The following is a 20,798-nucleotide window of genomic DNA, read 5'->3' on the forward strand; positions in this document are numbered from 1 at the left end:
AGCGGAGGCCGTGACCGGGGGAAAGGGCGTTGGCGCCTACTTCTTCTGGGTGGCGTTCAGGCCCATTGCCCGGGCCAGCCCGAAGAAGATGTCCGTCTGGTCCATCATGCCGAAGAAGTTCTCGGCTCCGGCCCCGAACGCGAACAGCGGCAGGGGGTCCGCCGTGTGAACGCCCTGAGCGCTGCCCGGGTCGAGGTTGCCCACGCGCTGCACTGCGCCCTCCGCGCAGATCTTGGGGTTGGGCACGAAGCCCGCCTCCGCTCCGGCCTTGCCGTTGCTCACCGTGGGGTCGAGGAACTCCTTGCGGCCCAGGTAGGTCTCGCAGTAGTCGGGCGTCGCGGCGAAGCCCACCGCATAGGTGCGCTGCGTCTCGGGAAGTGGAAAGCCGTTGGCGTCGCGCTGGTCGCCGTAGGTGGGAAAGCCGGCCTTCTCGTACACCCCGACCGCCTCGCGCTTGCCCGGTCCCTTGGTGGCGTCGTAGCCGCCATACACGCTGAGCGAGTGGGCGTGGTCCGCCGTGACGAGCACCAGGGTGTCGGGATGCGACTTCGCGTAGTCCTTGGCGTAGGCGACGGCGCGGTCAAGTTCCAAGACGTCCCATACGCCCCGCTGCCAGTCCAGGGGGTGCTCGTACTTGTCCACCATGCCCGCCTCGACCATCAGGAAAAACCCGTTGGGGTTTTTCTCCAGGGTCTCGACCGCCTTTTTGGTGCTGTCCCAGAGGTAGGGCATGTCGGTGAAGTCCTTTAGCGTCTCAGGCCCCTTGTACTGCGCCCGGTCGAGGTAGCTGGGGACGTTGTCAATGTTGAACAGTCCGAAGAGCTTGCTGCCCGTCGCCGCGTTGAGTTCGGTGCGGGTACTGACAAACTGGTAGCCCAGTTTCTGGCTGTCGGTAATCCAGTCGGTGTTGTCCTTGCGGCGGCTGCCAGGGGCCGTGCTGGGAATAAAGTCGCGGCTGCCGCCGATCAGCAAGACGTCGGGTTGAACGTCGCCCTTAAAGTACTGATCGGCGATCGCCTGGTACTCACCGCGGCGGCGGGTGTAGGTGGCGAAGGCCGCGGGGGTGGCATCGGTCCCGAAGGCGCTGGAAACGATCCCCACGCCCTTGCCCATGCTGCGCCTGAGCATGGCGGTGATGGTCTCGGCGCGCGGGTTGTCCAGGGCGTCTGCCGTGTTGTCGGGGTACACGTTCAGGGCGTTGACCTGAATCTTTTGCCCGGTGGCGATGGAGCTGGCCGTGTTGGCGCTGTCGGCCAGGGCGCTGTCATAGCTGCTGGTGGTGACGCTCGCCATGCTGCGCAGGTCGCTCATCATGGCGAGTTTGCCCGTCTGGGTTCCATTGGCCGGGTTGTACGGGTGGGCGACGAGCTGCGCGGCGTTCACCGTGTTCCAGCCCATGCCGTCAGCGATAAACAAGATCACGTTCCTGGCCTTGCCCGCCACAGCCGGAACCACGTACCAGCGCGCCACCCTGGTGACTTCCCCGTTCTCGTCGCCGTATTTCACGGCGAGTTCGTGCAGGCCCGTCCCGAGGCTCTGGCCGCGCAGCGTCCACTCCACGCTGGTGTCCTTGCTGGTCGTCCTCACCAGGCCCTGCACCGGCTGGCCGTCGAGCGTGACGGCGGCGTCCTTGAAGCCCTTGACCTCCTCGGCCTCAATGCGCAGATCGAAGCGTTGACCGGGAAGGAGTTTGGCCCCGTCGTAGGGGTAGACCTGGAGTTTGGCGGCCGAAGCCGAGGCCGTGAGCAGCAGGACCGAAGTCAGCAGGATGTTTCTCATGCTTCACCAGCAAACCTTCTCGTTGTCAGGTCTGCATCAGTTGAAGGTGTGGCGCTCTGGGCACAGCGCCCAGCGGGAAGCCCAGAGCGGCCTGGAAGCGGCCGTGAAAAAAGGAGACGCCCCGGCGCACGGTCTCGGCGGGGAGGGGAGTTGCACCTCCAGCCGCCCACCGTGGTGCGCCTCAATGCCATTGGACCGCGACGGGGCCAAGGCCGTCGCCACCAACCGGACGGGTGGGGAAAACCCGTCGCCGGCCGACTTGTCCCTGGGGCAGGTGGGGTCTGGGAACGCACCCACAAGGATTCCGGTTGATCCGTGGTGAAATCACGGGCCCACCCAAGCGGACCTGCAGCGCTGCGCAGCGGGCAGGAAAAACGGTGGCGGAGAGGAGCGGAATCACCGGAGCGGATGACCTGCAAACCGCATCCGCTTGGTCAACGCGTTGGGGTAGAGCTCCGCTCCGCCACCGTTTTTCCTGCCGCCAGATTCGCGCCGTATCGGGGGCGCCCCGCCCGAACGCCGGTGTTTTTCCGGCGCCTCTTTTGCGGAAGCCAGGGGAGGATTGGGACCTGCCTCCTCCGCGCAGCGGTAAGCCTGGAACCGGGCTGATCGCGCAGGTCAAGGGGTGGCGGCCGCGACGGACAGAGCAGATTTTACCAATAACAGTTCTTATTGGTAAAAACGCAGCAAGATGGAGGAGAGGCCATGACGCCCACGCAGTACAACGCAGACCTTCACCACCGGACGTCCGCCTGGCCCAACCTCCACCGGCAGTAAAGGCCTGCGCCGAAAAAGACGCGGCAACCTTGTGGGAGATCGTCGAGTGGTACCTCACCCAGCATGCCCAGGCTGGGCTGCTCGTCAGTCCGCACACCCGTATGAGCTACCGCACCGGCGTCAGGCAGTTAACCACGTTCATGGCCGAGCACGCCTGGACTGTCCTGTCCCCGGAACGCGAGGACGTGCAGGGATACGTCAACAGCCTGCTCGCTTCTGGCAAAAGCATCGCCACCGTCCAGGCCCGCGCCGCCGCGGGGCGTACCCTCTATGCGGCCCTGCGCGAGGTCGATGCGACAAAGGCCATTCCCTTCGAAGGACTTCGCGTGCCCAAAGACCGCCGGCATCCGTTGGAGAAGAATGCACCGTACCCGAGGCGACGGATGGAGGACGTCCTGGAAAAAGCGCGCGACCAGGTGAGCCGTGATCCGAAACGTTCGGCGCGCCACCTGGAGGTGTGGGCGCTGCTGCTGCTGCTGGCCCACACGGGGGTGCGGATCGATGAGGCGCTGTTCCTCGGATGGCGCGACGTGCACCTCGGCGAGGACGATGCCCGGCTGGTGGTGCGGTCCGGCAAGGGGCGCAAGTCGCGTGAAGTGCCCGTCTCGCCTCGCCGCGGCTCTCACCCGCTTTCGAGCGGTACCGAGATCGCGGCGGCACACCGGTGAGCAGCTCTTTCCGTACCGCACTTGGCGGGGCGCGGCCTACCACGTCAAACCTCTGTTTGACCGGGAGGACGGCAGCAACGATTTCCGGGGCTTTCACGCCATCCGCAAGTTCATGGGCTCACGCCTGTACGACACCCTCGGGGATTTTACGGCCGTCGCGGAAGTGCTGGGGCACGCCAGCGTCGACACCACGCGGGGGTACATTCGGGTCGGCGTGAACCGCGCCAAAAGAGCCGTCGCGGACTGGTGAAGAACCTGGGGGGGTTTGCCCGGCCGCTTCAGATGGCGCGGGAGAGGGTGGATAAGGAAATCAGCACCAACGACCCCGCCTTTGGCCAGCTGAATTCGGCGCTTGTTGGTGGCCACGGGGCATGTGGACGAGGGGCTTGGCAGGGCAAGTGGCGTTTGGCTCCCTCTCTCCCTGCGCCGCTTGCGGCGGGAGCGCCAGCTGGGTGCTCGGTGGTCTACCCGGGCACTGGTGAGCTTCTGGGAATCTTGTCCGAACACGCGTTCAGCTCCGCTGTGCAATGTCAGCCCAGCTGCGCGTTAGACCGTCGGCATTTCCTTATCCTTTGAAATGCCGACGGCCGCTTTCGAAGGGCCCAATCCCACCGAGCATGCTCAAGCGGAAGCCCGGCCTGACCACAGGTCAACGCTCCCTTCCGGTGCCCGGGCCCAGAACCGGATGGCCGCCGTACCTGGAGCGGACGATCAATCCCCATCTGGACGCCCGTCCCCACGTGCACCTTCAGCCCAGGGGAAGCGTCAGGCCGCCGTCCACACCAGGGCCCGCTGGTGGGCAGCGTTCAGGCGAGCGCTCCCCACACCTAAAGGTAGGGGCGTGCGCGGCTCGGTCGGTCAACCGTATGGACCTCCCCGGCAAACAATGTCGGTGTTCACCACATCAGGGTGTGAACAATGGCTGCATGGCGAGCCATAAACCTTCCGCAGCGTGGGCCGCCCACGCCGCGTCCTGAAACTCCGCAATCTCCACGCCCACCACGTTCTGGCTGGACAGCAGGCGCATCAAGTCCCCCAGCTGCTCAAACGTCAACCCTCCGGAAACGCTGTAATCCGTGGGCAGGAGCCCCGGTTCCATCACATCACAGTCCAGGTGAATGTATATCGGCGCGTTCCCCAGCAAGCCGCCGAGCTCTTCCGTCACCGAGGGCGAGACAGGCACGACGTGAATGCCGCGTTGATCAATCAGCGCGAGTTCAGGTGGGTCAACATCCCGCACCCCAACGTAAATGATCTGGCTGGGCACCAGCCCTTTACCCAATCCCGACTCCCAGATCCCTGTGGCCGCTGAGAGGACCATCCCACCGAGGAAGCCGCTGCTGCTCGTCTGTGGACTGTTGAGGTCCGCGTGCGCATCAAACCAGACGACGACGGCATCCGGATGATATTCGGCGAGGACAGGCAGCGTGGCGAGGGCAGCAGCGCAGCGGGTCAGAAACGTCAACGGCCGCTGCCCAGAGGCGTACACCTGCTGAAGGCGCGTTTGCAGCGCCCGCAGGTCAGGCATGGCCACCTGAAGTTCAGCGTCCCAATCCGTGTTGAGGGCGGAAGCCGGGGCGCCTACCGCCTGGAGCGGACGGTGGAGGGGGTGGCCAAAGGTTTGGGCCAGGTGGAGGGCGCCGGGAATGGCCAGACCGTTATGGTCTCCGGCGAGTCCCTGGTACACCGTGAGCCCCCAGTGCTGTTCTGTCATGGGCAAAGATGACACGTTGCTCACAACGCTGGAAGGCGCAGGGCGTTTGGGCCAGGCGGGCTGCTCCGTATGGCAAGACCCTGTCCCGCGCTCGGCTGAGATTCAGCGAGCGTTGGTGGCGTCCTCAGCAGCGTTGGAGGAGGGGGACCTCCGCTACGCCAGCAGCTTCGTCAAGTCCTTCTAACACAACTTTGCCAGAATGGGGCCTTCATGCCTGCTCTGCCTCTCCCACTGCGCCTGCCCGCTCATCTGCAGGAGTTTGCCTGCGTTGGACAGACGAGGTGACCTGGGGCGAGACCCTGGGCCGCCTGCGCCCAGAGACGGTGAGCGCGGCAGCAATCCGCTGGGGGACGGGCCCCGTCACCCTGGTAAATCCCGGCTTCAATTACGTCTACCGCGCCGAGGACAGCGCGGGGCCCCTCTACCTGCGCTTCACCCACGTTGCCCTGCGCAACGCTGAGTACCTGGGGCCACCCCTGCAGTGGCTCCGCTTCCTGCACACCCAGGGAGCGCCGGTGAATGAACCTCTCCCCTCGCTGGACGGGTGCTGGACTGAGGCGGTGACGCAGGAAGACGACCTCTTCCTCGCCACCGCTGTACGGGGTGTGGTTGGGCCGCGCCTGAGTGGGTTGCCGCCCGGGCCCCGCCTGTACCAGGCCTTTGGCCGGTCCATCGGGCAGCTGCACGCGGCGTCCTTACGCTTCATGCCCGAGCCCAGCACGCCACCTATGCTCGGCCCTGCCCTGCTCGGCGTGTTTCCAAGCTGGCGGCTGTTCTGGCATGGAGCGCGGGAGCACGCGCTGAAGGAACCGGTCATTGCCGCAACGTTCGGGGCGCTCACTCCCTGGGTAGACGCGGTGGGCGGTCCGGCACGGGGTTGGCCGGACGACTCGGCCTCCGCCACGGACGGCCTCGGCCTCACGCACGGCGACCTGCGGCCCGGCAACGCAATCTGGGACGGCGAGCGGGTCGTCATCATTGATTTTGACGAGCCGGTGTACGGACCGCTGGCCACGGACCTGGCCCGGGCCGTGATGGAGATACCGCGCGGACAGCGCGCCGCTCTCTGGGCCGCAGTGCTGACCGGCTACCGCGAAGTGTTGCCGCTCGGTCCTGCCTGGGACCGGGAACTGCCACGCCTGCTGCGGTCGCGCGCTGCCCTCATGGCCGCCTGGAATATCTCAGGCGGAGCTGACCTGACCGACGTGCGCCCCATCAGCGGTACGCTCGCGCCAGTCAGCTTGTGGCGGCTCCGCGAGCACCTGCTCAACGGCGAGTATGACGGTTGATGCGAACGAAGTTCTGGCCCGCGTGACCAAGGCCAGCCAGTACCTGTCGCCCAGGACGGAAATGTTCGGCATAGCCCCGTCAACGTCGCGGAGATCGTCTGATGAGGCTCCGACACAGGTACAGCGTGGTGTCCAGCGCCTGTTCCTGCGCCGCGTCAAGGCTTTATGATCCATCATCCACCTGCCCCTTGCGCTGCTTCTCGATGTACCGCTGAACTCCTTCTGCCGAAATGTCGCCCGCAGGGCCGACATCGCAGGCGGAAGTCCACAGGGGGCCGCGCCGCTCCCGCTCAGGGAACTCTTGCAGCAGCCGTGCAGACACGCCCTTCAGAGTCGTGTCGACGTCGGATGGTGTCCATTTCGGTGGGCAGGACAGCAAGAGGTGCGCGTGACGCATGACTTCCGTGCCCCGGATGAGCCAGTCCCGCCCAGCGCTGGGCATCTCCGTCACGCGCTCACGGGCAGGGCCGGAGAACGGCGGCGGTACCTCGGCGTGAAGACCAGATGGCGGTTCAGATTGAAGTGCGCGCGTCGTGTCAAACGCGCTCCAACCATCTGCAGATGCAGAACAAGGCTGGGTTCTGGTTCGCCGCCTCTGGCGCCGAATTGCGCCCCCCTGCGGGGCGGTGGCGTAATCCCCGGCTTTTCAAGGCTGGGGATTACGCCACTTTTTCCAAGGACCGGGGTTCATCCGTGATGAGAGAGCGGGCCAACCCAAGCGGACGCGCAACGCTGCGCAGCAGAGGGGATGGAACGGATGACCCGGAAACCGGATCAGGGGCTGGCGTTGACGCTGCTCACCCACTGCCGCTGGCCACCATGCACCGCTTGAAGCGCGTGTTCGTCCATGGCGAGCCCAAGCTCGTACTCTCCGTACAACACGGTATTGGCGCCCAGATCCTTGAGTGCCTGCTGCGTGTGCTCATCGTGCGGTCGGGCGGTCACGTGTACGGTCGGATTGACCCGGCGCACATGTTGCAGGATCAGCTCGGCCTGAACGCTGTCCGGCATCGCGATGATAACCGCGCCCGCTTCCCTCAGGCCAGCACGCTGAAGGACTTCGGTGCGTGCGGCGTCACCATAGATCACGGACATACCCGCCGTACGCAGCTCTTCCACCCGACCACCGTGTGGCCCAGCGCCTCCAGCGCGCTGTTCGCATTGGCAGGATAACGGTCCGGGCCAAGTTCAGGGCCCCGCTTGGCAGGGCGGCGCTGCCCTGCGCCACTGCCTTTTGCAGGGCCTCCCGGATTTCGCCCAGCCCTTCCAGGCCCTGCGCAGCGGTGAACTCGCCCTGGATGCGGGCCGAGCAGTACCTCCAGCCCGCGCCCACCTCGCGCCTCAACAGGCCGTTGCCCTGAATGGCTTCAGTGCCTTCATAAATGGGGTTGAGCCGCTTGTCCCGGTGGTCCATTTCCACCGGGTCGTCGCGCGGTGTACCCGGTTCCGCCCATCCGCTGTATCGCGCCGCTCAGCGCCTCCTGGCTGTATTTGCTGGGCCTGCTCTTGACGACGGGGTGGGCAAGTCGGTGTACGCCAGGTCCCGGCCCGGCTGACCCACGAGTTCGCCCACCGTTTCGCCGCCCTCGCCGGACCTCAGCAGCGTGCTCGTGGCGACCCGGTAGCCCACCTTGTGGTTCAGGCCTCCCAGACCTGGACCCTCGGGCTTCCCGTCCTCCCCCTCCCGGTGGCGCGGCACGGTAAACAGCGAGACGCCCTTCACTCCGCCGGAACGCCCTGGATACGCGCCGGTACGAGGTGGCACATCGAGTTGTTCAGCAAGAAGTTGCCCGTAGAACGGCGCCGCCGGGGACGCCGGACTGCCGACCAATCAACGGTCCAGATCTGGGAGGCTGCCAGTCCCTGTTCCAGGCGAGCAACACTTCTGCGTTTCTCAGCGCCTGCTGACGCTGTCTTCCCACCACTGGGGACCAGGCACCTGGCGTAGGCGGACGAAGGGCCTTCAATGGCACAGGCATGGAAGCCCGGAAAGACCACGGCTTCCAGCGTCCCAGGACCTTTCCCCCTCGGATGATTTTGGAGGGGCCTTCCTGGCCATCCTGTGGCCTCACGTCACCCCCATAAAATAAGGCAGCACCCCTTTACTTGCGCTTTGTGTTCTAAACGCAAGTATCATAGGGTATGTTCCATTCCACCTCTCATCCCACCGCATGACGCTCGTCCTCGCCTCCACCTGGGCCAGTCCCGACAACCGCCGGCGCGAAGCCCTGCGCGCCGCCCATACCCAGAATGCCGAGCGCCTCACCGACCTCCTTACCTTCTATCTTCAACGCAAAACCCGGGGACGCCAGGTCAGCCCCCAGACCCTGCGCAACTACAGCGTCGCCATCCGGGACTTCCTCGACTTCACCGGTCCGCCCGACTCCCCCCGGTACAGCCTGCAGAACCTCACCGCCGAAGACCTCGAAGCGTACCTCGAACACAGCAAAGCCCGCGCTCGCCACAGTGCAACACCTGGACAGCTGGCGCTGGGCAGCGTCGGGACCTACCTCTACGGCGTTCGCGCCCTGTACCGCGCCCTCACCTGGGCTGGGGCCGTGACTTCAAACCCCACCCTGGGCGTGAGTGCTCCGCGGGACCCCACACCTGCCCACACCCGCAAACGCGCCGTCCCCCGCACCCATTACCGCGCCTTGCTGGACGCTCCCGATCCCACCCATGCTGCCCGCGACGCCGCCATCCTGACCCTGGGAGCCACCCTCGGGTTGCGGGCGCAGGAGACCGTGCGCCTCGGAGTGGGAGACGTCCAGCTCAGCCTGCGCGAACTCCACGTCCGGCACGGCAAAGGCGGCAAGGAACGCCGCATTCCCCTACCAGCAGCGGCCGCCGCCGTGCTCGCCCGCTGGTTGGAGGTTCGCCGGGGTCTGGAAATCGCTGGAGATCTCACCGCCCAGCACACCAGCCTGATCGTCTCGTTCCACCGTGGTCACCTGGGAAAGCCGCTGACCACGGCGGGCTTGAGAACCATCGTCAACCGGTATCTCCGTGAGGTTGGACTGCCGCCAGACATGGGTGGGGTGCATACCCTACGGCGCACGGCGGGAACACGTCTGTACCGGGCGACCCGTGACCTGCATGTCGTGGCGGACATACTCGGCCACGCTTCGGTCACCACCAGCGCCATTTACGCCAAGCTTGACGTGGACGTTCGGCTCGAAGCCCTGGAAGCGGCTGACCAGGCGGACTAACGGCTGGAACAGCAGCAATCTGAAGATGCGGCAGGCGTGGGAACGGGGAAACGCCCCGCACCGCGTACACACGCCTGGACCGGCGTTGCGCGCCGGACGTGGTGAAGGTTCGGCGAAGGCGCGCAGACGGTGACGGCGCCTGGCCCCGGACGTCTCCTGGAAGCGCTGCCTGCTGTCTGCGGTAACAGGGCGGGCAGGCCTTCCCTTCGGGCTGGTATTCGGTCACCTGTCATACGGTCTGCGGATCATCCGTGCTGTCCCCCGCTGCGGCGCCGCGTTGCCCGTCCGCCCGGGTTGGCCGGTGATCTCATTACGGATAAACACCACTCCTTTCCGCTGGACTTCAGGCAGGTCCAAGACCTGCCGGGCCAGGAGGTCTTGCACTTCGACCCCTCGTTTCAATGCTGTTCACATCTACAGCCTCCTCTCAGGGGCAGCGCCACCACCTTGTCGGGTGAGGCACCCACCTTCAGGGTGGTCCCCGGGTGTACCAGTCGGGCGAACGCCAGAAAGGCGTTTGCCGCTGGGCTCCTTCTGTCAGATCTGGCCTGGCCCTGGGGGGTGACGGCAGGTCTGACTGGTCTGCGCAAGCCTGACTTTCAACCCGCGGACGCGCGCGCCCGGAGACGGCCGCAATGCGGGCGGCCCACTCTGAGAAGCCCTCGACTGACCTCGTTTCGCCCGGATGTTCAGGGGCTGAGGAGGCACCGAAGCTGTCCACATGGTCGCCGCACCCTGGAACGATTCACGCCGTCGAGAAACACCCACACCTCATGGGGACGCACTTCACTGCTCGCAGCGTCTGATAAGGATTGCGGCGAATCGGTTCTCTCACACCGATTCACCCGAGTGGACGTGCAGCGCCGCGCCGCAGAGGGGGCAGAACGGATGTTCCGCAAACCCGTATGACTAGCGGCCATCGGCGTTCAGCCAGGGGGAGGTGTGCTGAACGCCGACCGCCCGCTTCAGGGCAAGTTCACCACCCGCACGTTGCCGTCGCGCGCGCTAAGGTAGGCGACCCGCCGCCCATCCGGACTGACCGACCAATCGCCCTGACGCACCTGATCTCCGAGATCGCCCAGGGTCTGCCAGCGGTTTGTCCGCACGTCGTATTCCCGCAGGACGTGCGGCTGACCGTTGGGATTGAGCGGGATCAGCAGCAGTCGGTTCGCGTCCCGCCAGCGGTAGGACCCGAAGGCGCCGAGCCTGCGCGGCGCTCCCCCAGCCGTGGACTGGAGCCACAGGCCGTTGCGGATGGCCGAATCGAAGGTCACGGAATACACCACCCTCGCCCCATCTGGACTGAGGGTCACGCCCCGGAAGGACAGGGCTGTCCCCAGCACCTTTCGCGCGCCCGTGGCGGGGTTTAGCGTAAACAGTTCGCGGTCCCGCTCTGCGGCGGTGCGTTTGCCGCTCAGCAGCAGCGTGGAAGGGCCAACCCAGCCGCTGATACCCCCGCCGTACAGGGTGGCCACCTGCCGGGGGGCGGCGAACACCTCGGCCAGGAACACGCGCGTGACGCGGCGGTCAAAGTTGCCGCTCGTGGCGCTGCGGGTATAGGCGAGCGCCGTCTCGGTCGGGTTCCAGGTCACGTCCGCTCCGGCGGTGGGCAACGTGAACTTGCGCCCGTCGGCGAGGCGCTCCAGGGTGGTGCCCTCCCCCGCCCCGGGCCGGACCGCCCACAGCAGCCGGGGTGAGAAGAAGGCCACGCTGGAAAACCGCCGCGTCACCGTTCCGCCCCCAGCTCCAACCTGATAAATCCCGGTACTGGTGCGGGCAGGTGGCCCATCGAGAAACAGCAGGCGGCGTGAGTCGGGACTCCACACCACTCCCGGGCAGCAGGTGCCGGTCAGCACGGCCCGCGAGGGCAGGGTTGCGGCGAAAGCCCCCGGAACGAGGGCGGCCACACCCAGACCCAGCAGGACGCGCTTCACCGCGCACCTCCCGGTGCAGGGGGCCAGGGCCTGCGGAACCCGTTGAGGAGCCGGCCTCCCCGGCGCACCTCCGGCTGAGTTTCAGGCGTCTGCCAGCGGCGCGGCGCGTCGAGGTCGTACTCGTAGCCGCGCCCGAAGCTTCCGGCCAGCGCCAGCGAGTCCCAGTCGGCGGCGAGGTAGGGCACCGGGTTAAAGAGGCGCTGGTGCGAACGATCCCGCAGCTCCAGGTGAAGGTGCGGGGCACTCACGCACGTCTCCTGCGAGTCGCCGCTCTGACCGACGACCTGACCGCGCTTCACGGTCTGCCCGGCGCGTAGGGCCGAGCGCACCCGCAAGTGCCCGTACAGGCTGCTCAGGTTTCCCGCGTGGTTGATCACGAGGTTGTGCGGCGGACTGCCGTGCGGCCCGTCCACCTCGGCGACCACGCCGTCACCGATGGCAAGGACGGGCGTGCCGCAGGGGGCGCTGAAATCCAACCCGGCGTGGAGACCCTGAAGGTTGCCGTAGGTAGAGCGCCTTTGCCGGTACGCCCCAGTGGTGTTGCCGTAGCCCTGTCCCAGCAGCCAGGTGTCTGGCCCCGGCGCTCTGCCGAAGGGCAAGCCGAATTGCCGCGCAGGGGGCGCGATGGCGCTGTCCGGTAGCGCGGGCGCGTAGTGGGCCAGCGCCACCGCCGACGCGAGCAGCGTGAGGACGCCTCCGGTTCTCCAGTGGAACATGCGCGATGTTGCTCCGTGGCGCGCGGCAAAACGGTAGGAGGGCTTACAGGCCTGGCTCCCTTAAGCCATTTCCTGCAGGGCACAAGGACCACCAGGAGACCCGATATGAATGTGTTGTACGGCGGCAAGGGGAACCACCCCGCGCGAGGATGGTCCTGACCCTGGGTAATTCCAGGACCTGTTCAATTTCACGAACAGGCGGGATCAACTCTTTATTCGTCTATTCAATATTTTATGTTATCATGCGCCCCTAAACCGTAGCTAGTATCCAGCTTCAGTTCGTCATTTTCTGGCTCTTTATGAGGATGAACATCTTCTCGTGCAGTAGAGAAATAAAATCCTCGTATGTGCTTAGCACGACAGCGATTGCTCTGCCGGGTATGCATAATTTATGTATTAGTTTTTAACGGCCTCACGTATGCAGCGTAGGAAGGCTTATCGGTGTATCTAGATACTAAAGCGTCAATATCGACTGATTTTTCCCTAAGATTATCAATGAGTAATTCGTCAAACGTGAAATTACGATGTTGTGTTGATATAAACTTCTCAAATATTCTCTCTATATTCCTCTCTGATCTCCGAAGTATTATGTCATATACAGCATCTATGTAAGAGAATAATACCTTCTCTGAAAAAATAATACCACATAGCACGCTGAATATGACTTCCGACAGTTCGGATTGCATGTCTTCCAGATCTGCAAGAATCTCAAAAAATGGTTTGTAAGACTCTATTTTGACATCAGCTAATTGTTGCAGTTGCGAAGATGCGAAAATTTCGTCCATATATCATCTATAATAAAACACTAGAGTATTTGACAGAATAAGGACATGCAGAAACGGGTAGGGGCGCGAGGGCATGGCGTGGAGCTACGGAAACGAATTGTCGCGGCGGCGTTCAGGGACTGGCGATGATCGGATACGCGGTGCGGCCGTACCGCCGCTTGATCCCCAGCCCCCCAGCATGTCGAGGAAGCGGCCTCGAGGAGGGTGGCCTTGCAGATTTCATAGGGAAATGGGACGCGCCCTGCTGCTCGGCGCTGGGAGGGCGCGGGATCAGGCGCAGTAAGCGCTTATTTCGCAGTGGAGGACCGGATAACGATAGACCAATCGTCTGTGAAGGATGGACTGGGTTCACCGAGAGCCAGGCGGGCGCAGGCGACGCCCTGGGCGCGTAGATCCTGTTTCACTGAACTGAGCAGATGCTGTGCAGCCGCAGGCGCGTCGTCCCAACCGCTCACTGTCAACCTGTCCGGAACGCTGACCCGGGCGGCTTTCGCTGCGTTCAGGACACCGATAGCCTGTTGATCGCTCATCGCTGCGATGGCGTCAATGGGAGGATCAAGGGCGAGCATCTGGGCCGCGAGGGCCTGCGCCTCCCGCGTATTGTTGGTGGCCGACACGCCGACCAAAACGGAAGACCAGGGGATGCCAAGCGTTTGGGCTGCGTCGCGGTATCCCAGAAGACGCTCTCGCGTAACCGGGAAAAGAGCGGTTTCCGGATCGATTCCAGTGGTGAGAACGGGGGCCCGGGTTCGGTCAAGGGGGAAGCTGATTACTGCCGGACGTTTGGCGTGAGCGAACGTCTGCGTGGCCATGGCGAACGCGGCCGCACGGTTATCGATGCTGACGGAGTATGGGCTTTTCTGGGATGAGCTGCCGTGGATGACTGCTGGGCGCTGGGCCGTGACAACCGCGTCGAGAACGGGGTCATCATCTGTGGTCGTCCAAACGATGAAGGCGTCGACGGCCGCGCCCACGACGCGCTTGGGATCGTCGGCTGCCCCTGTGACGGGCACCATAAGCAGTCCGTAACCCCATTGTGCGCAGACTTCAGCAACGCCTGCAAGAAAGGATGCAGCCTGTGGGTCTTCGAATGCGTAGGTCAGGTGTTCTCCCAATATTAAGCCGAGTACCCGAGTACTGCCGTATCTCAGCGACTTGGCAGCGGGGTCCGGACCTCCGTAGCCCAGTGCGGCAGCCGCTGCCAGAACCTTTGCACGGCGGTCTTCTGACACTCTGTCAGGACGGTTGAACGTGTAGGAGACGGTCATCACCGATACCCCAGCCAGAGTGGCGACCTGAGTCATCGTGACACGTTTCGGCTTTTCCCCGGGTTGCACCACCCCATTATATTTGTGTAACGTTACATAATGGCATCCATACCCCTTTCGGCCCGTCATCTGGCCTCCGCGGCCTACCTCGCTGCTGCCGTTTTCGGCGCCTTTTGGGGCGTGTGGGGCGCGAGCCTTCCCCGTATTCGTGAGCAGACGGGAATTGACGACGCACAGTTGGGCCTCGCGCTGCTCTTCATCGGCGCCGGCGCCCTGCCTGCCATGCTCTTCACGGGCCGTGCACTGGACCGCTGGGGGCTCCGTTTTGCCGTCGTGGCCATCATCGCGCTTGGTCTTGCGGGTCTCGGCGTGGCTTTAAGCGCACACGGCTTTGTGGCCCTTTGCCTCGGCCTCACCGTTGTGGGCGCAACCAGTGGCGCCACCGATGTCGCCATGAACTCCGTTGGAGGGCGGGCCGAGAAACTTTCCGGTCAGCCTATTCTTACGCGTTCAGGAGGTGTGTTCTCCAGCTTTGTGGTTGTTTCCAGCATCTTCACTGGCGTTCTGTCTTCCATGACTCCAGTCTCCACCTCCTTTTTCGTTGTGGCAGTTTTGGCCATTGTTGCTGGAGTGAGGACCGCTCAGGCACTCGCTGTGGAACTGCCCCACAGCGCGGTAGAAGCCAAAGATCTGCAGGGAAGCGCACACCGGGAGCTGAAGTACACGCCTCTGCTTCTCATCGGTGTCCTGGGCGCAATCACGTTCGCTACAGAAAACGCGCACCAGAGCTGGGGCGCTATCTTCCTTGAAGAAGAGCTCCATTCAGGGTCGGGATTCAGCGCACTGGCCCCTGCAGTATTTGCAGGAGTCGTCGCGCTCACCCGCTTCTCCATTGGCGCACTCCGACCTCACCATTTCCGGACTGTACTTACGGTTGGTCTGATGGCCGCCACTGTTGGAACAGTAATCGTCGCCTCAGCGACGTCAGTCCACATCGTTATCGCCGGGCTTACTGTCGCCGCGGCCGGCACTGCGCCTCTCTACCCGACATTGTTGAGCGTCGTCTCTCGTAACGTTGACGAGGTGTACCGAGGCCGCGCGACCGCCCTGGTGACGGTCGTCTCATACGTCGGCTTCCTCCTGGGACCGGTCTACTTTGGCTTTTGGGCACACGCGATGGGACTGCGCAACGCCATGTTGGCCACCGCTGCCCTCAGCGGCATCCTGATCATTGCGACGCCACCGCTCCTGCGCCTTTCTGGCTTTGCCCACCAACGGCGGACGTCAGGCTCAGCCTTGCTGGAAGGCCCCCAGTAGACTTTCCCCGGTTGTGTGCCCCAGAGCACTTGTCAAAGTGCGGACTTCTTTTTGAATGGGCCCAGCAAGCGAAATTGAAGGGGCATTGGGGAGAATGGAGCCGTGAGGGCCGCCCTTCCACTCACGGCGTAATTCGGACAAATGCCCCAAACGGTGTAGGAAGACTGACCATCAACGACCGCAACGTCGGGGCTCCTTCTTCCCTTCGGGGATTTAGGAGAGATTCAGCACCGACTTTGGAATTTGAGCTCTAAGTGCACTGCCAATGCATTCCACTGATTTGGCAGCCACTGCACCAGAAAGCGTAGGCCATGCCGCCACTCCCCCAAAACCAATGTTCTCCTTCCGCTGTCAGGAGGTTGGAGTCAAGTTGTAGGACGAAAGTCATGGTTTGTGCACAGTGTGGGCACTCTGGATAGTCCGCACTCTGCACCCATGATGGATATCCGCCCAAACGGTGGAGGTTTTCACGGCCGTTGGACATTCCCCATTCTTGCCAACGCCATCGTGGCGGTGTGGTTGCCAGCCGCACTCGAGCGGCCCGTAGAGGCCCAGCAGGGAATTCTGACTCCTCAGGAGGATCCTGCACGTTAAGACTGGTGGGCAACCCATTTGCGTCATGTTGGTAGAACAACACTCCACCGTCCCAGCCCAGGCAGGAGAGACAGGTGGCAAGGGTCAGTCGCGTGATGGAGACGTGCAGGTCTGCGGGAACCGGATCGAGACTCAGGAGACGGTGCAGGGGATTCGCACACATGCCGCAAGTTCGGTCGGACAATTCTCCGCCGAAGGCGTGATCCTCAGGTTCCGAGGGAAGAGCCCAGGTAGGGTGATGTGGGTCTTGATAGCTCCTGAAGATGAAGTCCTCAGGAGCGAATGTGAGGTGCCAACTCCCGTCTTGGTAGTGGGCCTCGAACACCTGATCAACCAGCGTGAATCCGACTTCTTGTAGCCGAAAGCGGTCCATAGCGTCGAGGGACGCAGGCTTTGACTCAGGGGCGAGTGCCCTTTGGAGCGCCAGGGGAGACCGAACTTCGAGCAGCCGTTCTCGCGCCGCTGCCCGTTCTCCAAGTGGGACGTCTTCGTTCCATCGGTATGTGGAGAGAAACCCGAGGTGCAGGTCGGCGGATTCCCGCCACGGGTAGGTCTCTGGGGCCGTGCGGGCGTTTGGCCGGAGTTCAAAGAGGCTCTGAAGATGGGGGTGAAGTGCTGTCGGCCTTTGCAAACCAATGCATCCCACAAGGCGTTGGGCCAATTCATGCTTAGGGTGTTCTCGCAAGACCTGTAGGGCAGCAGTGGCTAAGGTGGAAAGGTCGTTATCAGCGACGTAACTCACGGTTGCGTCAATTACCACATCGCTTCTGGTTGGATGGTGCAGAGCAAACAACAGCAGTTCCAGCGCCTTGCTCGGGTCTTGATGAATGAGGGTGAGGGTCTCGTCTATAGGCCGGGTTCGCCAAGTGCCATCTGGAAGGGGTTCGAGAAGCTGTTCGGGAAAGCCTGAGTGTTCAGGACTCATCAGCGATACCTCGAAATACCCCCCAATGGGTGGATCGTCTCTGAGCCATAGTCAACTGTACGCTCGGTGAAGTTCACTTTGCGGCTCAGATGTTGACAAGAGAGGGAATGAAGGCCCGTTGAGGGATACCGGGAGGTGGGTTGCTGCCTCCAATGCCGGATTCTCTGCCCGGGAGTATCCATCACGCCAGAGGAGCGCCATTGGCGCGGGGTTCACCTTTCCAGCACGGCGGGCCTGGTCACTCCTGCGTGGGCAGGAGCGCATCGGCGGCCAGGAGCAGGTGGCTGACCCACCTCAAGGCCACACCGGCGTCATCCGAACGCTTCCCCCTCCGCTTTCGGCGTGCCTCTACCGCTCCCCCCTCCAGCGCGTGCGTGAAGAACCCGCCCCATCCGGAGGGACAGGCGTGACGGGCCGTGAGCTTCAGGAGGCGTCTTGTTTCGGCACAACGGGGATGCACAGGGCGCGCTCGAAGAGGGCGCAGGTGCCCTCCGTGTCCTTGGTCCTGTACTTGAACAGGGCGGCGGGGAGCTGGTCCGGGGCGGGTTTGAGGCCCGCGCGTTCCAGCTCCGCGCTGCGCGCAAGGTGGGCGGGGTGGGTGTCCTTGTAGGTGGGGATGTCGCGTTTCTTACCCATGTGGTGTGCTCCTGCTCTGGTGGTGCGGACGACTGAGGCGCGCGGATGGGCAGGGAACCGGAAGAACCGGGGCGCCGGGCCTGCGTGACCTCAGTGCCCGCGATGCGGGGGAGTGGAGCTGTCTGTGTCTCGCGGCATGCAGGTGCAGGAGTTCCGTCACGGGCGGGGAGGAAATGAGGACGGTGTTTTGTCCGGGTGGGAGCCAGCGGAGGCGGAGCGACGGGGACATCAGACCTTTATTGTGCCGCGTAGGGTGTGTGCATCAAGAGGGGGAGAGAGTAGCTGGGAGGGACGCGTCCTGCTGACCTGTCCCCGACCGAGATGGCTGAGCTGTTGGACGCCGCGTACCGGGACGACCGGGGGCTGGAAGAGAAGGCCTGGAGCCGGAGGACCGTCAAGCGCTCGCGGCCTATCTGGGGTCCCGTGAGGACGTCCGTGCGGCGGCCTGGGAGGTCTGGCAGGAGCTGTTCCCCGACGAGCCGGAGTACGCGGTGAGCGCGGACGCCGAGTACTGGCGGGACGTGGAGTTTACCGAAGCCTTGCCCGGAGTGATGCGGTTTGTGGATCAGCCGTTCCATCTCCTCTGGGTCACTGTTTTTCCCGGTTGCTCCGCTCGGGTTGGCCTGTGGGTTGATCACCGATGCACGGCGTGACGGACGTTCAATCCGGTCACCCCGTTCAGCAGCATGAAGGATCGCTTGCGGGAGTGCGCGCAGGGCCGGGGTGGGTGTGGCGGACGCTGCGCACGGTTGCTGGAACACCGAAGAGGTGATCGTCCTGGAGGTGTGCAGATGTGGAAAGGGGGCTCCTCCCGCACCTCGGTGGGAGGCGGGCGGAGTCAGGCCTGGAGACGACAAAGCGCCCTTTGGGGGCGCTGGAAGCCTGTCTTGCCTGGCTTCAGGGGTAGAGGTCAGGGCCCGCTTGTGACTGCCCAGTGGGGGCCCGGACTTGGCGGAGCAGGTAGAGGAGGGGTGTCTCCGACGCCGTCTGCCCGAACTGCAAAAAATTGGAAGTGCAGCTGTGGGGTGGCGCCAGAGCAGCTCCTCTTGTACCCCTGCATCCAGCCCTGGTCGTGGCGGCCACCACTCAGCTGCACTCCGCCGAGCTTTGCTCCCATGCCTGCGTCAATGCGAAGAGGAGGTCATTCCTGAGGCGTTGCGACACACGCGCCTTCGGCATGACGCTGTCAAAACTGTGGAATGCGCCAGGATAAACGTGCAACTCCGTTGGGACTCCGGCAGACAGCAGCCTCCGAGCGTACTCGATATCTTCGTGAAGGAAGAGGTCCAACTCGCCAACAGCGATAAATGCGGGCGTAAGTTCCTCAACGGCCAAAGCGCGGGCCGCCGCAGCGAACTTCGGAGGCTCACAGTAGGCTGACCCCAGGTAGGCTTGCCAGGCGTAGGCGTTATTCTGCCGCGTCCACAACAGGTGATCTGACCCAGCCTCGCTGGCGCTCTGCACATTCCGGTCATCCAACATTGGATACAGCAACACTTGCAGCGCAGGACGGACCTCGTGCTGCTCTTGGATCAGCAGCGCCAGGCCGGCGGTCAGGCCTCCGCCTGCACTCGCTCCTCCGATAGCGATCCTCGTTGGATCAACTCCAAGCGTGCGGCCCTCGCTGGCAACCCATTTGTACGCCGCGAAGCAGTCGTGCAGCGCCGCCGGAAAGGGCTGCTCCGGGGCCAGCCGGTAATCGACTGAGATCACCGTACACCCGGTGACCTGCACGAGGTCGATCATCTGCGCCTCATCCTGTTCAGGGCATCCAGCGATGAAGCCGCCCCCATGAATCCAGAGCAAGGCTGGAGTGGTACGCAGCGGCGACGCGGGTTGGTACAGCCGGACCCTCACGGGCGGATCGGCCTTCCAACCGGGAATCCAGCGGTCCGTGACGTGGACGTCACGCGGTGGACCCGGCTGTTCGGCTGCCTCCTGCTGAATGCTCTGCCGGAGTGTGATGAGGCTTTCGCCGGTCAGGATCAGGGTGGCCTCCTCAGAAAAGTGCGAGATAAGCATCTCCAGGTCTGCATCAATCCGTTTGATCTGGGACATTCTGGGAACTCCTTTTTCGCGTCCATTCGTCCGCGAATGGACTTGGTATTCGGCGGCTTGGGCTTTGCCGCTTGCGACGTCGCGGACCTTTTCGGAAAGCGGCTCCTCCGGCAACGCGAGTGCCAGGAAAAGTGCAGGCCCCGTGAACGGCACGGTCCAGAGGAACAGGGTGTGAAACGCCGCTGGAGCCGCGGGGCTGGAATTCAGCTGAACGGTAAGAATCGTGCCGAACAGTGAGGCGCCAAGCGCACCACCGGTACGCCCGAAGGAGTTGAGTGCTCCGGTGGCGACGCCGAGCAAGCGGCGCTGCACTGCATTTTGTCCAGCAAGCAGTGAAACCTGCACGAGGAAGCCAAGTCCCGCGCCGATGAGCGGGAGGCGTGCGGGAAGAGCGGGCACGGATGTGTGCGGGCCGCACAGGCTGAGCAACGCCATGCCACCGCCAGTTGGGACCGCACCAGCGATGGCAGTCGCGGCGATCAGCCCAATGCACGGCGGAACCGGAGACAACCGAGCGGTAAAGGTGGAGCGGTGGTGCACGACATGAAGGAAAAGGGGCGTATAGCGCACCGCGAGCAGAAACTGCATGAAGGCGTTTACGAAGATGGCGCTGCAGAACAGAAGGCAAAGTTGTGATCGGTTCGGCCGCGCGGCGTTCGGCCACAAGGTAGGCGGCGAGGGCGCGGTGCTCGCCCTCGCCGAGCGTCAGCGTGACGGGGAAGTCCACGCGTAGGTGGTGGCTCCCCAGGTGGCGAGCAGCAGGGTATGGAGACGAGCACACCCCCCGTGATGTCCGGACGTGCTGCGGTGTGCGCCCTGGGGAGGTGGAGCCTGGAGGCGAGACCAGCAGCAGCATGGCGATGGGGCCAATGGGGAGATTGATGTAGAAGATCCGGCGCCAGGAAAGCGTGTCGGAGAACAGGCCCCCGAGAAACGGCCCGGCGATGAGCGCGAGGGTGGCGATGCCGGCCTGAGATTGTGCGCCGGCGCGCTGGGAGGACGTCACCGATGATGGCCTGGACCAGTGAGGTGAGTCCCCCGCTCCCAAGGCCTTGTAGGGCGCGGAAGAGGATCAGTTGGGTCATGCTGCTGGCGAGTCCGGAGAACGGAGCCGATCAGACGGTGGCCG

Annotated in this window: 18 protein-coding genes; 6 read left to right on the forward strand and 12 right to left on the reverse strand. The window is 63.9% G+C overall.

All coding sequences use genetic code 11. The annotated features are described in order from the left end of the window. Window positions 1-36: 36 nt before the first annotated feature. The gene (locus tag B9A95_RS28755) at window positions 37-1,779 is read right to left on the reverse strand and encodes an alkaline phosphatase (protein WP_084051059.1); all 1,743 of its coding nucleotides are present in this window, start codon (window positions 1,777-1,779) and stop codon (window positions 37-39) included. 806 nt (window positions 1,780-2,585) lie between these two features. On the opposite strand from B9A95_RS28755, the gene B9A95_RS28760 reads away from it, so the two are divergent. Both B9A95_RS28760 and B9A95_RS34270 read left to right on the forward strand, forming a co-directional pair. Continuing rightward, window positions 2,586-3,224 (forward strand): tyrosine-type recombinase/integrase, encoded by a 639-nt coding sequence (locus B9A95_RS28760; protein ID WP_084051060.1) that lies wholly within the window; start codon window positions 2,586-2,588, stop codon window positions 3,222-3,224. Window positions 3,225-3,336: 112 nt separating this feature from the next. Then, entirely contained in the window at window positions 3,337-3,474 is a 138-nt protein-coding gene (locus B9A95_RS34270) for a hypothetical protein (protein ID WP_170928829.1), read from the forward strand. A gap of 654 nt (window positions 3,475-4,128) precedes the next feature. Here the strand turns inward: B9A95_RS34270 and B9A95_RS28765 are convergent. After that, window positions 4,129-4,938: an arginase family protein gene (locus tag B9A95_RS28765; RefSeq protein WP_084051061.1), complete on the reverse strand. Its 810-nt coding sequence runs from the start codon at window positions 4,936-4,938 to the stop codon at window positions 4,129-4,131. Window positions 4,939-5,219: 281 nt separating this feature from the next. Here B9A95_RS28765 and B9A95_RS28770 point away from each other — a divergent pair, with 281 nt between their 5' ends. Continuing rightward, on the forward strand, window positions 5,220-6,227 hold the full coding sequence (locus B9A95_RS28770; protein WP_170928830.1) for a phosphotransferase enzyme family protein: 1,008 nt from the start codon (window positions 5,220-5,222) through the stop codon (window positions 6,225-6,227). Window positions 6,228-6,390: 163 nt separating this feature from the next. On the opposite strand, the gene B9A95_RS28775 is transcribed toward B9A95_RS28770, so the two are convergent. From B9A95_RS28775 to B9A95_RS28790, 4 genes are all read right to left on the reverse strand, one after another. Then, a complete protein-coding gene (locus B9A95_RS28775; RefSeq protein WP_245808590.1) occupies window positions 6,391-6,669 on the reverse strand; it encodes a transposase in 279 nt (92 codons plus the stop codon). Window positions 6,670-7,001: 332 nt separating this feature from the next. Further along, entirely contained in the window at window positions 7,002-7,322 is a 321-nt protein-coding gene (locus tag B9A95_RS28780) for an NAD-binding protein (protein WP_084051063.1), read from the reverse strand. Then, complete coding sequence (locus tag B9A95_RS28785) at window positions 7,303-7,641, reverse strand: hypothetical protein (RefSeq protein WP_084051064.1); 339 nt, start codon at window positions 7,639-7,641, stop codon at window positions 7,303-7,305. Before B9A95_RS28785 ends, B9A95_RS28780 begins: the two co-directional genes overlap by 20 nt. A 57-nt stretch (window positions 7,642-7,698) precedes the next feature. Next, complete coding sequence (locus B9A95_RS28790) at window positions 7,699-8,058, reverse strand: hypothetical protein (RefSeq protein WP_139807117.1); 360 nt, start codon at window positions 8,056-8,058, stop codon at window positions 7,699-7,701. A 340-nt stretch (window positions 8,059-8,398) separates the two neighbouring features. On the opposite strand from B9A95_RS28790, the gene B9A95_RS28795 reads away from it, so the two are divergent. After that, window positions 8,399-9,436, forward strand: a complete 1,038-nt coding sequence (locus tag B9A95_RS28795) for a tyrosine-type recombinase/integrase (RefSeq protein ID WP_084051066.1) — start codon at window positions 8,399-8,401, stop codon at window positions 9,434-9,436. A 965-nt stretch (window positions 9,437-10,401) separates the two neighbouring features. Here B9A95_RS28795 and B9A95_RS28805 read toward each other — a convergent pair. From B9A95_RS28805 to B9A95_RS28815, 4 genes are all read right to left on the reverse strand, one after another. Beyond that, complete coding sequence (locus B9A95_RS28805; RefSeq protein WP_245808567.1) at window positions 10,402-11,370, reverse strand: TolB-like translocation protein; 969 nt, start codon at window positions 11,368-11,370, stop codon at window positions 10,402-10,404. After that, a complete protein-coding gene (locus tag B9A95_RS28810) occupies window positions 11,367-12,086 on the reverse strand; it encodes a M23 family metallopeptidase (protein ID WP_084051068.1) in 720 nt (239 codons plus the stop codon). The genes B9A95_RS28805 and B9A95_RS28810 overlap by 4 nt, the downstream gene beginning before the upstream one ends. 389 nt (window positions 12,087-12,475) lie before the next feature. Next, a complete protein-coding gene (locus B9A95_RS32825) occupies window positions 12,476-12,871 on the reverse strand; it encodes a hypothetical protein (protein ID WP_139807118.1) in 396 nt (131 codons plus the stop codon). 287 nt (window positions 12,872-13,158) lie between these two features. Beyond that, complete coding sequence (locus B9A95_RS28815) at window positions 13,159-14,208, reverse strand: LacI family DNA-binding transcriptional regulator (protein WP_212648407.1); 1,050 nt, start codon at window positions 14,206-14,208, stop codon at window positions 13,159-13,161. 30 nt (window positions 14,209-14,238) lie between these two features. On the opposite strand from B9A95_RS28815, the gene B9A95_RS28820 reads away from it, so the two are divergent. After that, window positions 14,239-15,456 carry an MFS transporter gene (locus B9A95_RS28820; RefSeq protein WP_084051070.1) on the forward strand — a complete coding sequence of 406 codons (1,218 nt, stop codon included), beginning with the start codon at window positions 14,239-14,241 and terminating at the stop codon, window positions 15,454-15,456. A gap of 1,942 nt (window positions 15,457-17,398) precedes the next feature. Here the strand turns inward: B9A95_RS28820 and B9A95_RS28830 are convergent. Continuing rightward, window positions 17,399-17,611, reverse strand: a complete 213-nt coding sequence (locus B9A95_RS28830; RefSeq protein ID WP_084046006.1) for a hypothetical protein — start codon at window positions 17,609-17,611, stop codon at window positions 17,399-17,401. 1,086 nt (window positions 17,612-18,697) lie between these two features. Then, window positions 18,698-20,257: an alpha/beta hydrolase fold domain-containing protein gene (locus B9A95_RS35860; RefSeq protein ID WP_084051072.1), complete on the reverse strand. Its 1,560-nt coding sequence runs from the start codon at window positions 20,255-20,257 to the stop codon at window positions 18,698-18,700. Between B9A95_RS35860 and B9A95_RS34275 the strand changes: the two genes are divergently transcribed. Next, on the forward strand, window positions 20,256-20,402 hold the full coding sequence (locus B9A95_RS34275) for a hypothetical protein (protein ID WP_170928831.1): 147 nt from the start codon (window positions 20,256-20,258) through the stop codon (window positions 20,400-20,402). The genes B9A95_RS35860 and B9A95_RS34275 overlap by 2 nt on opposite strands. Window positions 20,403-20,798 lie beyond the last annotated feature (396 nt).

The sequence above is a fragment of the Deinococcus hopiensis KR-140 genome, from assembly GCF_900176165.1.
In the GTDB taxonomy this organism is placed as follows: Bacteria; Deinococcota; Deinococci; order Deinococcales; family Deinococcaceae; genus Deinococcus; species Deinococcus hopiensis.